11 protein-coding genes are annotated in these 13,005 nt (G+C 53.3%); 1 reads left to right on the forward strand and 10 read right to left on the reverse strand.

Features of this window, described 5'->3' with window-relative positions; all coding sequences use genetic code 11:
* Positions 1-4: 4 nt before the first annotated feature.
* The 9 genes from ACFIQF_RS15195 to ACFIQF_RS15235 form a co-directional block, all read right to left on the reverse strand.
* Complete coding sequence (locus tag ACFIQF_RS15195; protein WP_011805656.1) at positions 5-1,234, reverse strand: ImmA/IrrE family metallo-endopeptidase; 1,230 nt, start codon at positions 1,232-1,234, stop codon at positions 5-7.
* Positions 1,231-1,500 (reverse strand): type II toxin-antitoxin system HigB family toxin, encoded by a 270-nt coding sequence (locus tag ACFIQF_RS15200; protein ID WP_172734553.1) that lies wholly within the window; start codon positions 1,498-1,500, stop codon positions 1,231-1,233. The genes ACFIQF_RS15195 and ACFIQF_RS15200 overlap by 4 nt, the downstream gene beginning before the upstream one ends.
* A 777-nt stretch (positions 1,501-2,277) precedes the next feature.
* Positions 2,278-4,038: a UvrD-helicase domain-containing protein gene (locus ACFIQF_RS15205; RefSeq protein WP_011805658.1), complete on the reverse strand. Its 1,761-nt coding sequence runs from the start codon at positions 4,036-4,038 to the stop codon at positions 2,278-2,280.
* The gene (locus tag ACFIQF_RS15210) at positions 4,035-5,855 is read right to left on the reverse strand and encodes an ATP-dependent nuclease (protein WP_011805659.1); all 1,821 of its coding nucleotides are present in this window, start codon (positions 5,853-5,855) and stop codon (positions 4,035-4,037) included. Before ACFIQF_RS15210 ends, ACFIQF_RS15205 begins: the two co-directional genes overlap by 4 nt.
* Before the next feature lie 226 nt (positions 5,856-6,081).
* Positions 6,082-7,323 carry a tyrosine-type recombinase/integrase gene (locus ACFIQF_RS15215; protein ID WP_011805660.1) on the reverse strand — a complete coding sequence of 414 codons (1,242 nt, stop codon included), beginning with the start codon at positions 7,321-7,323 and terminating at the stop codon, positions 6,082-6,084.
* A 428-nt stretch (positions 7,324-7,751) separates the two neighbouring features.
* Positions 7,752-8,933, reverse strand: a complete 1,182-nt coding sequence (locus ACFIQF_RS15220; RefSeq protein WP_393944102.1) for a hypothetical protein — start codon at positions 8,931-8,933, stop codon at positions 7,752-7,754.
* Between the two features lie 205 nt (positions 8,934-9,138).
* Complete coding sequence (locus ACFIQF_RS15225) at positions 9,139-9,366, reverse strand: hypothetical protein (RefSeq protein ID WP_334189740.1); 228 nt, start codon at positions 9,364-9,366, stop codon at positions 9,139-9,141.
* Between the two features lie 684 nt (positions 9,367-10,050).
* Positions 10,051-10,668 carry a Panacea domain-containing protein gene (locus ACFIQF_RS15230; protein ID WP_393944104.1) on the reverse strand — a complete coding sequence of 206 codons (618 nt, stop codon included), beginning with the start codon at positions 10,666-10,668 and terminating at the stop codon, positions 10,051-10,053.
* A gap of 119 nt (positions 10,669-10,787) precedes the next feature.
* Entirely contained in the window at positions 10,788-12,206 is a 1,419-nt protein-coding gene (locus tag ACFIQF_RS15235) for a MobA/MobL family protein (protein ID WP_393944105.1), read from the reverse strand.
* Between the two features lie 207 nt (positions 12,207-12,413).
* Between ACFIQF_RS15235 and ACFIQF_RS15240 the strand changes: the two genes are divergently transcribed.
* Positions 12,414-12,677 (forward strand): hypothetical protein, encoded by a 264-nt coding sequence (locus ACFIQF_RS15240; RefSeq protein ID WP_393944107.1) that lies wholly within the window; start codon positions 12,414-12,416, stop codon positions 12,675-12,677.
* Here the strand turns inward: ACFIQF_RS15240 and ACFIQF_RS15245 are convergent.
* A complete protein-coding gene (locus ACFIQF_RS15245; protein WP_172727711.1) occupies positions 12,674-12,976 on the reverse strand; it encodes a hypothetical protein in 303 nt (100 codons plus the stop codon). The two genes, ACFIQF_RS15240 and ACFIQF_RS15245, sit on opposite strands and share 4 nt — an antisense overlap.
* Positions 12,977-13,005: the final 29 nt, after the last annotated feature.

Consider the following 13,005-nt stretch of genomic DNA (forward strand, 5'->3'; position numbering starts at 1 on the left):
ATTGCTAGTCCCACACAACGTTCGGGAAATGACGCCGAACCTCGCCCTGACCCAGGTACTTGGTCAGAATTTTCCAGTTGTTCGTTTCTCGCCGGATCCTCCCGGCCACGATGGCGGGGCTAATCCGCAATTCACTCGCCAAGCTCTCTATAGCGTCACCCGTACGACGGCGTGCCGCATCTGAGCGCCCCCATACGGCACGCGGAATTAAGACTTCAGCAGCGATCGCATCCGCCTCGCGCTCTCTCTGGTCAGTTGAATCGACATTGCCGATGTCATCTACAAAGGCAATAGCTTGGCTCCCCAGATGTCTTTGCAAGTGGGCCAGCTCGTGCATCAAGGTAAACCAGAATGAATCCAGCCGATCATGCCGCAACGTCATGCCGATGATGGGCGAACCGTCGTCGTCGCGAACCACCGCACCGTCCAGCTTCATGCCAGAAAGTTCTCGCTCCACCACGAGTGAGATGCCCTTCATGGCCAGAAACTCTTGCGCTAGGGCCGGCCCCTGGTCCGTGCAGCTCAGCTTAGCAACCTGCTGCATAAACTCCGTCGACAATGAGTTGGGAATGAACCGCGTGCTATGGCGCTGTTCCTGGCGTGCACGCAAAACGACCCGGGAAAGCCAGGCGTAAGTGCTCAGACGCGTGCTCTCGTCGATCCCGCCGTATACTGACCGACGCATGAAAACAGGCGTCGCGCCGAGCGACACCCGTGCGAGAAAGTCTTTGACCTGTGCCAAGGCCCCCTGAGCATCCAGGGATTGGCTGCCTAACCAGCCACGCCGAATCATCTCCTTCAGAGGCAGCTTCTTAAGGTCCTCGTCCGTGAACGTGTCGCTGGGCTGGGACTGGCCGATCAGCACCTCGGCGGGAATCTTCAGTTCACGATGCAGCACCCGGATGTGCTCAATGCTCAGCGCACGCTTGCGATTGAGGATTTCGGAGGCGCGAGAAGCACTTCCCAGCGCAGTTGCCAAATCCTTTTGACTCCAGCCGAACTCAGCCATCTTGAGAGCAATGGCGTCCACCGGATCGATGGACGTGAGTGCATAGCGCTCTTCTTCGTAACGCTCAAGAACCATGGCCAATAGCTCCAGCTCATCGTTCGGCTTGGCGCCGTTGCTGGCAGAGGCCATGAGGGAGCGCAGCAATTGCAGGCATTCCTCGTACTGGCGCTCGTTACGAATTACACGGATCTCAATGTCCGCAACGGGGTTTTCGGCCCTCTTCACACTGAAAGTCCTTCCACAACTCCAACTCGCTCGATACAAACTACATCAGCCGCATAGCAAACCAACGCATCCACGTATACGCCCTGCGCGTCGAAGCTAAAGCGCACCGTATTGCCGCTTGCACGCGCACTAGGATGCTGCTCCAGTAGATCCTTCTGGTCGCGCCACTTCGCTGCGCTGACTTCCTTGCACCACAGCGTCAGTCGGCGCTTCGCGAGTACAGGTGCCTCAAAGTCTGCAAGAGCGTTTTTTCCAACGAGCTTCATGGCAAGAACTCTACCACATTCCCAAAACGGGAACATCGAAATTCAATCTGGGAAAAATCAAACTACGCGATAAACCGAAACCCCGCCGTCGGCCAAAGTCAGCTGTCATGTGCGCATGCGCTAAGTCGTGAATACAAAATCGCACGCAAGGCCGTCTTTTGGAAGTTTTATAGGTATAGCGAGCAATTGAAGAGCGGGATCACTTACCTCCCAGAACCTCAGCAATGCCGAGATCCCGGGTTCTATCTCTTCACCTTGACCATACAGAGGCTTCAAATCAAACTAGTGGAGCATGTCCAACCCTTGCGCTCAGCCAGGCAGGCGACCGCTGCGGTCAGTATTACAAACACGAGTTGCGCGCAATTGGTCTAGCTTGGAGCCGCTTAGCGTGATCACAAAAGAAGTCGAGCGCATCTTTGATACCTGTCGCCAGTTCCGCAGCGCAGACGAATGGCCGCAATCAGGAACGAAGCGTTCCTTCGAGCCTCGACGGAGGCTGGCAGCAACCGCTGCAAAGGCGACCCGGGGACGGCAGAGGTCACTTCAGGCTGGGCACGGTCGTTCGCCGTTCTAAAGCAAATGTCAGCGGCTGCCGGAACCTGTCATTGACCTTTCTCGTGCGAAGCGATTCCCCTCGTCAACGACAACTCTCAGTCGGAATCTGTAACCAGCCCGGTCGGCTCAAGAGGGAATGACCTTGGTCTTCGTGCAGAACTCCGTCGCCAATCGTCCTACGTCATAACGCCACGCGCCAGTCCGACTGACGAGGAGTTTTCCTTAGAGCTTGTGCCCCTTGAGCAGGGGACATTGGGGCCAAAGCGGATCGAGGATGAGCGTGTGGACTTTTGCTCGCGTGATGCCGACTCGAAGCACACGTCGGCTTTTGGGATACAGAGCGGTGTCGCCTCGCCAAACGAAAGATGATTCGACGGCGGGGCCGGTCCGACGAGCTTCGCGGACGAGGATGACTCCGTCGAACTGCTTGCCCTTGGCCTTGTGGAAATTCATGACTTGCAAGCCCATCGGCGGCTCCACGCCGTCGAGGATTTGCTCCTGTGCGAGAGCCAGGTCGAGGGCGGTGCGGGCATTGGTGTAGGCGCCGTCGCGAAGCCATTCATCAGAGAGGGCAGCCGAGATGCGATGTCCCCGACGGAACGCCACCAAGAAGTCTAACTGCGCAGCGACCCGCGTGAGTTCGTCTTGATTGGTCGCCCGCAGCTCATGTTTGACGGTGAGCCAGTCCTCGGCGGGATCGCCGCTGAAATCGTTGACTGCCAAGCCTGAGATCAGGCCGCGCAGGGCGTTGGCGATGTTGATGTTCAGGGCCTTGCCACCCTTGATTTTGTTGGCCTGCTCCAAGAGTTTGGCGACTTCCTTCCGGCCCTGTCCCGTCGCGCGCCTCGCGGCGGCGATCATTTCCATGCTGGTGGCGACATCGGCCTCCAGTTTGGCGAGGTCCTTGGGTTCCAGCAGAAAGGCCGCGAAACGGGCTGACAGCAGCGCTTCGGCCTCGTCGAACAGCAGCTTGTGCCGAACCGGCTTCCCGACATTGGCCCCCAACGCGTTGAGGGCGTTGGACATCTTCAACGCACTGCGGTTGTTGGTGACCAGTATCGCGATCGTCTCCACCTTCTTGTCGCTCTGAGCCCGAATTGATTTCAAGAGCTCCCCGAGGGCTCGGCGCAGCAGATGATTCCAGTTCGGCGGTGGCTTCTCGGGGCGGTAGGCAAGGGCGGATACGCCCTTGTAGGGCGCGCCGCGTGGCTTGGCCGTCAGGATGTCATTGCCGAACGCCAAGATTTCGGAGTCCGGGCTGCGGTGGTTCTGCGTCCCAAGGTCGATCTCGTGCGGCTTCAACGCCTCCCGGATGGCGATCACGCGCTCCGGGCCGACGCCTGGCAGGTAGTCGAAGATTTGCTGTTCGAGGTCTGCCAGGCACAGCACCTGCGTGTGTGGTGCGAGCATCTGGATGCACTGCCACGCGTACTGGCCGGTGTCCTGGGCCTCGTCCACGATGATGATGGGATGCCGATGGGCGATCGACGCCAAAAGATGCGAGCTGCGAGCCAACAGAGCTGTCGCATTGGGCGCGAACAGGTCGAACGCGATCCGCCCCTCTTCGCGAAACAGCCGCTCACGCTCGACGAGCCACTCGTCCCAGCCTTCGTCTTCGTCGCCGAGGCCGCCCGACAGGGCCTTCTCGTCGTGTGGCAGCAAGATCGAGAGCCTATGCGGTGCCCCAAGCAGGTAGGCGTGGGCTTTGAGGATGTCCCAGAAGAACGAATGGAACGTCTGGATGGAGAGCTGCTCCTGTTCGGCTTTGGTGGACTCGAGCTTGGCGGCATCCAAGATGCGCGCCACTGCCGCCCGCGAGAAGCTCAGGAACAAGGCCGACTGACCCGGAAGCATGCCGTCGCGAATCCGCTTGACCGCCTTGCGCAGCGCGAGCGTCGTCTTGCCGCTGCCGGGGCCGCCGATGACCAAGGCATGGCCCTCGCAAGCCATGACGCTTTCGCGCAGCTTGCAAGGCTCGTTCATGGAGCGGCAGCAGCGGCGGCCGGTTCGGGTGCTGCTCCATCGCCGTCTTCGATCGGGGGTGGAGGTGGGAACAGTGCGAACACTGACGACAGAAACTTCGTCACCGTGGCCGGCAGCTCGTGGAGCTCGCACTCTTCGAACAGGCGCGCCGACCAGCCGGCGCCCTTGTTGCCGCCGAGGGCTTCTTTGGCGATGGCCTTGACCGCGTCGTCGTTCGGGCGCGCATCGGGGATGGCGACGTTGCCGTTCTCATCATTGGCTTTTAGGCCCGACAGGAAGGACCACAGCCGATCCACGGGCACCTCCGCAACGACGAGGTCTTCGAAGCCCTTGTAGGCGTGCTCGACATTGATTTCGAAGTTGTCCGCCAGAGCCTGCGCCTGCTCGGCCTTGCGCTTCTTTTTGTAGTCAAGGTCGTAGAAGGCGAAGGTGCGTAACCCCAGCGTCTTGAAGAACTTTCCGAACTTGGGCATGTTCGACTCACCATCAGCGTCGAAGAAGGCCACACCCGCGATGTCCAGCGGCTGCAAGTTGGGATCGCTCTCCTCCATGCGCCGCGCGACGACGGGCATCGCATGCAACTCGGTAACGCCTTCGACGACGATGGCTGCTCGTCCCAGCATGCATTCAGACAGGCCGGAGCGAGAGAAGCGCTTGTAGTCGTTGTCTTTGAGGCCGGTGGCGTCGGAGACCTTTCGCGCCGTGACCACGCCGGCATTGCGAGCCAGCAGCAGTGTCTTGGATGGCTCGAACTTCTCGATCACGAATGGCGAGTGGGAGGTCACGAAGGCCTGCGTCGTCTTGGTCAGCAGGTATTGGGCGATGCGTCGCTGGGTGTGCGGCGGCACCGCGATCTCGGGCTCCTCCATGGCGAAGATGACCGTGTCGGGCTTGAGGTCGGCGATGAAGGAGAGCAGCGCGAGCACCAGCGTGTTGATGGTGCCCGTGCCGGCGTGGGGGAATGGGACGTGTCCTTGGTCCGCCGACAGCGCCAAGAAGAACGTCATCGTCTTGCGCAGATGCTCACGCGTGAGCTCCGAAACATGCAGCTTGGTGGCGTTGCCGGGCGACTCCAATGCGATGTAGCGGGCCAGCCGCCTCTCCACGGATCGCAGAACCGGCGCGATCTCGGTCGCGTCGGCTTCGATGTCGAGGCCGCGCAGGCGCTCGATGGTCTTCTCCCACAGGCTGGTGCGCACGCCCTTGGTCCGCAGGATGATGTCGAGAAGCGACCCGCGCTCCAAGCTCAGCGCCCGCGAGCCGGTCCGAAGCGCGCGCAGGTAGAGGAAACCAAACAGCCTCTTGATCCCCTTGGGGACCTTGGTCAGCTCGCCGGGAGGGGCATCGGGGCTGTGCGAGAAGTAGGTCCGGGCCTCGAACTCGTCTTCCTCGGGGTTGTATTGGCCGATGGTCTCGATCCGTAGGCAGGGCACGGCATCAGGCGGATTGGCGGCGTCGGCTTCTCCCGGCCCGAGCAGCCTTTGCTCGGCCACATGCCAGAACTCGATGTTGCCGCCGCACTTGGCTCCGATCTCGGCGCCGGGCTCGATGAGGACGGCCTCGATCCGAAGCGGAATCGGCGCCTGCTCCGCGCCTTCTTCGGTGGCGGGGGCCAGGTATTCAGCGTTGTAGAAGTCGAACTCATCGACCGGAGGGAAGCGGTTGAGCCGGTCGGGGCCCAAGACCAGGTCGAGGGCTTCGCAGAGCGTGCTCTTGCCGACATTGTTGGAGCCCACCATCAGGGTGTGTCCGTCGAACAGGAGCTCCACCGACTTGATGCCGCGAAAGTTCGAGATGGTCAGCCGGACAACCTTCATGTCTTCTCCCGTATTGACGTAAGCCTTAGTTTGGTGGTGTGGTGGTCATCATAAAGAGGCGCGCATGGTCCGTCTGCTCAAGCCAGCCTGGAACGGCCGCTTTGTGGCAGTCAGCGTCAGTTGATCTCGCAGCAACGACTGACAGCAACCGCTGCATACCGGTCAATTCGCCTGCGGCACGCTATCCAACTCAGCTATCCGCGTTCACAGTTCGTTCGCCAGAGAATCACGCCTGTCGCACCAAAGGAACAACCTCCGCGCCCAAACGCAGCCGGTCAAGGTAATTTGCCCACATCTGCACTTGGTCGTACCGCTTTTTCAGATACTGAGTCCGGTTATAGCTGCGCCCGTTGGAGTCTTTGACCGCGTGCGCCAGATTGGCTTCAATAGCCAAAGGATCGAGATCCAGCTGATCAACCAGCATTGTCCTGGCGCTGGCTCGAAAGCCATGCCATGACTGCTCCGTTCCAAACCCTAGTGAATACAGCGCGCTGCGAACCGAGTTATCGGACATCGGCCTTTCATGATCACGCTGTCCTGGGAAAACGTAGGTGCCACGTCCCGTCAACGCTTGCAGGTTTCGCAACAGCTCTACGGCCTGTGTTGGCAATGGAACCGCATGCGGCTCACCCTGCTCTTTTTCGGTCTTTGTGCGCTTCATTTTCATACTAGGGATTGTCCAAAGAGCGGCATCGAGGTCCACCTCAGCCCATTCCATAGCACGCAAATTTCCAGGCCGTTGATACAGCAAAGGTGCCAGCAAAAGCGCAGTTCGTACGGTGTGACTGCCTTTGTAGACATGCATTGCCCGCAGCAATTCGCCAAACCGCTTTGGCTCAACAATGGCTGGGAAGTTTGTTCCCCGGTACGGCGTCAGTCGGTTCTTCAACCCAACGGTGATATCACGCTGAGTGTTCCCCGCCGTGGGCAACCAGTAGCGCCAAATCTGACGGCACAGCATCAAGGCCCGATCTGCCGTCTCCATGGCGCCACGCTCTTCAATTTTTTGAAGTGTCGCCAGCAACTCCATTGGCTCAATGCTGGTCATTTGCCGGTCACCAATCCAAGGGAATAGATCACGCTCCAATTGGCGCTTGGTGCGACCTGCATGGGTGTCGCTCCATTGATCAACCTGTCGGCCATGCCATTCGAGCGCAATGGCCTGAAAGGTGTCTCCGCCACTTCTGGAGCCCTTCAGCTTCTCAAGCTTACGTTCTTGAACGGGATCAACGCCATCCGCCTTCTTCAACTTGGCGATATCGCGAGCCTTGCGCGCATCGGCCAAGCTTTGAGTGGGATAGCTTCCGAGCGCCATTCGCCCCTCTTTGCCATCAAAGTACGTTTTCCAGAACCACCGCTTGGAACCAGATGGGCTGACCTCCAGGTACAGACCAAGCGAGTCAGTGAAGCGCGCTCGCTTCTTATCGGGTGGGCAGATGGCGTTTTTGCATTGCTTGTCGGTCAACATGTCCAAGTCTCCAGGTGGGGAACAGGCAAACCGGGGAACAGCCCCCGTTACGCACACTTTACAGGGATTTGTTCCCCGATACGTTCCCCGGTCAACACTTGGCTTCCATGGGACGTCATTGGACCAAATAGGACTGCAAGTGATTGATTTAACAAAGAAAAAAGGCGTTCATTGGACTTCAATGAACGCCTTAGGACAGTGTAATGGTGGAGCTGGCGGGAGCCAGATTTTGACACTTTGAGAGTGTCTCCCCTACCAAAAAGCTGTTTGTTTTCAGCAAGTTAGAGCGCTGCAACAAAACTCCACTACGTTTGAGATTTCCAAGGGAGGTTGGCAGTGTGCCCCCAAAGTGTCGCCCTTGGTGTCCCCCCTGTCAATCGCCTGTGCGGGTGCCAAACTGCGGACGCGGGTTCAATTCCGCAATTGGCCTAGTCAAAGTTCAAATCTTTCCCCACCTCAGCAAATAGCCTTTCTTCTATCTGTTGCTCAGGCGTTATGGCTTGTGCTCGCCTAAATGCGTCATACTCATCGCAAAGCTTCTTGACGATAGACCATACCTTCTCAGCGTCTCCGCCCCTTGCCGCACGCAATATAAGCGCCAATCCAAACCTTGGATGGTCAATAGCGGTTGCTCTTAGGTGGTCACGTAGCGGATAAGTGATTTTTACGGGCTCTGGGGCGTTGGCGTTATGCTCCATAAGCTCGGTTTGATGCTCTTCGTCCTCCCATTCCGAACATGTTGGAATGCCCAACTTAGAGGCGATATCACCAGCATGGAAGCGCCTACGGCCTTGCAGGGCTTCAATAGCTCTGAGCCATTCGGCGGATGATTTTTTATCGCCCCGTGCTGCCCGGTCTAATAGCTGCGATAGGGATGAACCTTTTTCCCTAGCTGCCTTAGTGTCGTGGCTGGAAATTTCATGCGCTAGGTCGTGCTTTGCCAAATAGTCTGCCGCCGCGTTTAATTTGATGTCAAAGCCGTGCTCATTACATTGACCACCCACCTTTTTAACCGCTTTATTCCATTCTTTACGGGCCGTCGCCTCAAAGGCTGACATATCTATGTCTGCTCCATAGGTTAAAAGTATATGGAAGTGACCATGAATACCATTTTTTCCTACGGGGGCTTCTAAGCTTTTGAGTTTTCCCATACTACCGATGGCCTTATAGTGCCTAGACATGTTTTTGTCGAATAGCTTATAGGCGTCGTGCAACTTGTCGATTGACTCTTTCCAATCACCATGGTAAGTGTGCGCCATAGTAAAAGTCATCATGGCGGCGCTTAATTGATGCAATTCTAGGGATGGAATAAAGGCCGCACGTATCCATGAACGTGATTGAGATACACGAGCACGGGCGCAACGGTCACAAGTCCACACATTCCCGCATATGAAATGGCCATCAAACCGGGCTCCATCCTGGTCAACCTGTATCTCTGCGGTGGTCGAATCACGTCCGTAGGCTTTCCATCTTCCACAGCCTATAACGGATGAACCTTTAAGGTTGCGCTTGTTTTGGTCGTAAAAGCCCGCCATAAGGCGTGATGCCATGGTTACACGTATGTATTCCCGATTTGGGCTTTTAAGCGTTGCTGAATGCTTATTTGACATTGTCGGCTTTCATGCCGACCTGTTTACTTGACAATGGATGATTAATTAGTATCATGATTATGTGTCCGATATCGCAGCCCGGTCTGAATGAGATGCGATATAAAAGCTCCGCCCTATGCGGGGCTTTTTCTTTGCCCAATCAAGATAACAATTCATCAAACAAAAAGCAAGTTAAAAGCAAAAGGCCGGTATAAACCGGCCTTTTTTAATTCTTTCTATGACAGGCACATAAACCATTGCGCCTATCTTCTTCCATTTTTCTATTCACATAGTCTGAGCAGCTTTCAATCCCCAAAGCATCGGCCATCCTATCCATTTCCTTCATATTTTCCTCATCCAACTCCTGTTGAATTTTTGCCAATTTGATATTAAAGGCCACATTAGAGGTTGCTTCTCGCATCGCTTGCTTACGGCGTTTAGTTGCATTTTTCATAGTTCAAATCCTTGTTTAACCAAAATAGCAAAACTTTTTAAGCTAATCAAGAACGCCATCAAAACAAACAATTGATATCAGGGTGATACTTTTGTCGGAGTACTCCTATTCTTCCCAAGGCAATACCTTTACCGGAACACTCCTACTCCCCCTAAGAATGCAACATCAAGTTTCTGTCAAATATATTTAACACCACACCTCCATCAAAAAAATCCCTCAAAAGCGAAATTTTGCAAATAAAAAAGCCACCCAAAGGCGGCCCATTCAAATATTATATAGTCAAAAACTATGGCCAATCACTTTTAATAAAGCGCGGCACCCTCTTAGTCGAAGAGTATCCTGATTGAATTCTTGCGAGAAGTCCATTAGAGACAGGAGGGTAACTTGCCCCATAACTCCCATTGCTCAAACACTGAACAACATGATTTAGCAGCTCACTCCTAGCATGGGGATAACCCATATAAGATGAATGATTAATAAATGGATGCTCTCCTGCGCTTATTAAGCATGAGTTATCACATTTAGGAATTATTGTTTCAAACGGAACAAGTAGGACTTTTTGAACACCATTTACAACCCTTGGATTGTAAACAACCACGAATAGATGATTTTTACCCCCACTGGGGATGAGCATTGTTGCACCGGCCACAACCACCGGCACACTTGCAGCTATTGGCAGGGAACTCATTGGATTGAAAAATTATCATTATCCGCCAAGCTGAATGCCAATATATTATCAACCATTGGCCCGATATCATCTTGAGAAAACCCTACAACACGTAAAATAGTCTCGATATCAATCCAATTTGTTCCATCACCTTCTTTCCAATTCCATTCAGGAAAGAATTTTGTATCATGCAAATGCTTTTCAAGCCTTACAGCAGACCACCGCCCATACTCATTCCATATAGAGTTAAGCAATTCTATCTCTGCCTCACTAAACCTATCCAAGTCATCGATAGACTTATACGGGCACTCCGGCACCAACTTCACATATTGATGCCCATTCTCTCGGACAACAGAAATTATGTCCTTGTAAATATTCGCATCGAATTTTCGGCTCTTACCTTCAATGATAGCAACCAACTCTGAAGTTGCTGGACCATGCCTCATTGCAGCAAGCCTATCTCCTATCATTGGCTCACCGAACTCCTTATACGAATTTCTCTCCGCAAGATACAGCCATTTAGCCAATCGAAGCTTGGTTATATTACCTTTTCGCTCACCAGCTTTGCTCAGAAAGTAATAGACCAACTGGCCTGCTTTTTTTACATCAAAATATTTATCAGTAAGCTGGGACATACTTAGGCATTTTATATAGAGAAAAATTCTTTATTATTATAACATTTCACAAAAATTCCGTCAATATTCCATTTGATATCTCAAGAAAATACTTCATCTATCCAATCAGCACATGCTGGTCACCTCCAAGGTTCAGGAATAATTAGCACGGGTTGAGGTGAACCAGTAGATGGATTCTTCAAATTACTTGCCAAAGGCTTTTGACTCCTACGGGGAGCATCCGGTAATGTCGCCTCGTATTCCTCCACCCTCATCCGGTGCTCCGGCCATTGCTGCCACTCAAGATATTTTCTCTTGCGTTCCGGGTCATTGATGATTCCCGTCAAACGCTCATCGTGTTTTTTGCACTTTGCTAATTGCTCGTGCGCCTTGGCGATTTTTTCTTCATAGATACTTACAGTGTCTCTAAGCCCAAGTCCTTTCACTACCTTCGCAAAAATACGAGCGCCAGGACTTGGCGGGTCATCTTCAAGTTCTTTCAGTTCTTCAATCCAAGCTCTCGCAATATCCCTTACCTCGTTACGCTTGGTATATGCTTTCCTCACCTCTTGATAAGCATGTCTGTAATCTAGCGAGATGAATAGCGGTGAAGGGCTGGCATCAGCCTTCACATCTTGTATTTTTTTAGGGGTTGGCTTTTGAGGGGTAGGTTCAGAGAATGGGGACGAAGTTGCCACCCAGTCAGGCACACCATTGATAACTTCGGTCGATGGAACTACGGGTTCAATGATTGGCGCTATGGGTTCTTTTTTCGCTTCGGTAGCGATTGCCTCCAAAGCCAAATTTAATTGACTGGTCACCTGTTGCGATTCAGTCATTATTCGCTTTAACTCGGCGCGGGCTTCAATAATTTCCTTGTTCTCAACTTCCATCAACCCTCTAAATTCCTGAGTGGAGTTTATGGGGATATGCTTGGTTGGAATATGAGAGGCATCAACGTCTGAAAACTTCCCTGCGTAGACATACCAGTCTGAACCGTTGGCCTTGGCATGCTCATTCACGACCCGGCAAACTTCTTCCCGGAGTTTTGAGACTTCGCCAGTTTTCATATCATCCAGAATGCGGGTCTTCTTCCCAAAATTCATTTGGGAATCTACCTCTCTTGTCGTGAACATGATATGCACGTGGTCGTTATCTCCCTCAGAAGGTCTATGGATAGATGCCATTACGGCCACACCATAGCGAGATACCAGCATTTCAGATAAACCACGAACACACAAAAGGCGCTGTTCATCTGTCCATTCGTGAGGCAGAGGAACCATTAGTTCGCGTGCGACTGCTGAGTTTTTCCGATTCTCTGCCTTCTCGGCGGCATTCCATAGCGTGCCAATATCCTCCATCCCTAGTTTGAGACCTTCCACGCCAAATAGCTCGGTGGAAACATGACCGCCTTTTTTACGGTAGTCATGCTGTATATCTACCCTCTCGTCATGCAAGAAGGTGCAGGAACGATAAGCAGCAGCAGCGACAGCACTGCGCCCCTTAGACCGCTGCATGACTTGGAGAGAGGGATTAAACCAAGTGGCAAGATTAGACATAACCCCTCCCAAAAAGGGCGCGACGCGCTGGGGTCCAGGGGCGCAGCCCTTGGCGAACGCATTTCCGCAGGAAATGCATAGGTGAGCCCTTGCAGGGGGCTTTTATGGGGGTATGTCTAAATAATATATTCTGCTCAGTCACCATATATATATTAGCAGAATCAAAAAGAAAATGTTAATTTAACGGAGCAAAAGGAGAAATATAGCATGACAAGTATAAATGCCATGAAAAAGAAACTAAGCCAACTCGAAGCGGAGAAAGCTGCAATTATCGCCAAGGTGTCTGAGACTGCGAGAAAAAATTCTGACGCCAGAAAATATGCCCTTGGCGGTGCGCTGCTCAAATTAGCGGCGACCGACCCAAGGGCATATGAGGTATTAAAGCAGGCGTGGGCGATGGGTCAGAAAGACAAGCCAAGGGCTTTTGAAGATGCCAGTATTTCTACCCAATCCGTCAGGATTGAAAACTAGCGAGAAGAAGGGACAGCGGGGCCATCTCCCAGAAGAGCGGCGGTGGCCAAACTCGAATAAACCCCCATCTGCTGAATGAAGAATTGAAAATTCCTTGAAGTCATAGGCAATCGAATTTTGCCAATTCCTTCAACAAAAAGAACAAGATTAGCGCCCTCCACACCAACAGCAGTTAACTTTGAAAGATCAAAAGAAAATCCACTACCACCGTCGTCCAACGTTACCTTTGTCACGAGAATTTCCTTTATCAGAGAAATACGTTTTTGACAGAAAGCTAAAAAAGTATTGATTATCCGCATGTGTTGAACTCCTACTCAACACAGTATAT

The sequence above is a fragment of the Comamonas trifloxystrobinivorans genome (genome assembly GCF_043359985.1).
In the GTDB taxonomy this organism is placed as follows: Bacteria; Pseudomonadota; Gammaproteobacteria; order Burkholderiales; family Burkholderiaceae_C; genus Comamonas; species Comamonas trifloxystrobinivorans.

Excerpts from the sequence above, each read along its gene's own strand:
- ACFIQF_RS15235 (WP_393944105.1), bottom strand. The coding sequence starts at position 12,206 with ATGTCTAATCTTGCCACTTGGTTTAATCCCTCTCTCCAAGTCATGCAG.
- ACFIQF_RS15220 (WP_393944102.1), bottom strand. The coding sequence starts at position 8,933 with ATGTCAAATAAGCATTCAGCAACGCTTAAAAGCCCAAATCGGGAATAC.
- ACFIQF_RS15200 (WP_172734553.1), bottom strand. The coding sequence starts at position 1,500 with ATGAAGCTCGTTGGAAAAAACGCTCTTGCAGACTTTGAGGCACCTGTA.
- ACFIQF_RS15240 (WP_393944107.1), top strand. The coding sequence starts at position 12,414 with ATGACAAGTATAAATGCCATGAAAAAGAAACTAAGCCAACTCGAAGCG.
- ACFIQF_RS15230 (WP_393944104.1), bottom strand. The coding sequence starts at position 10,668 with ATGTCCCAGCTTACTGATAAATATTTTGATGTAAAAAAAGCAGGCCAG.
- ACFIQF_RS15210 (WP_011805659.1), bottom strand. The coding sequence starts at position 5,855 with ATGAAGGTTGTCCGGCTGACCATCTCGAACTTTCGCGGCATCAAGTCG.
- ACFIQF_RS15205 (WP_011805658.1), bottom strand. The coding sequence starts at position 4,038 with ATGAACGAGCCTTGCAAGCTGCGCGAAAGCGTCATGGCTTGCGAGGGC.
- ACFIQF_RS15215 (WP_011805660.1), bottom strand. The coding sequence starts at position 7,323 with ATGTTGACCGACAAGCAATGCAAAAACGCCATCTGCCCACCCGATAAG.
- ACFIQF_RS15225 (WP_334189740.1), bottom strand. The coding sequence starts at position 9,366 with ATGAAAAATGCAACTAAACGCCGTAAGCAAGCGATGCGAGAAGCAACC.
- ACFIQF_RS15245 (WP_172727711.1), bottom strand. The coding sequence starts at position 12,976 with ATGCGGATAATCAATACTTTTTTAGCTTTCTGTCAAAAACGTATTTCT.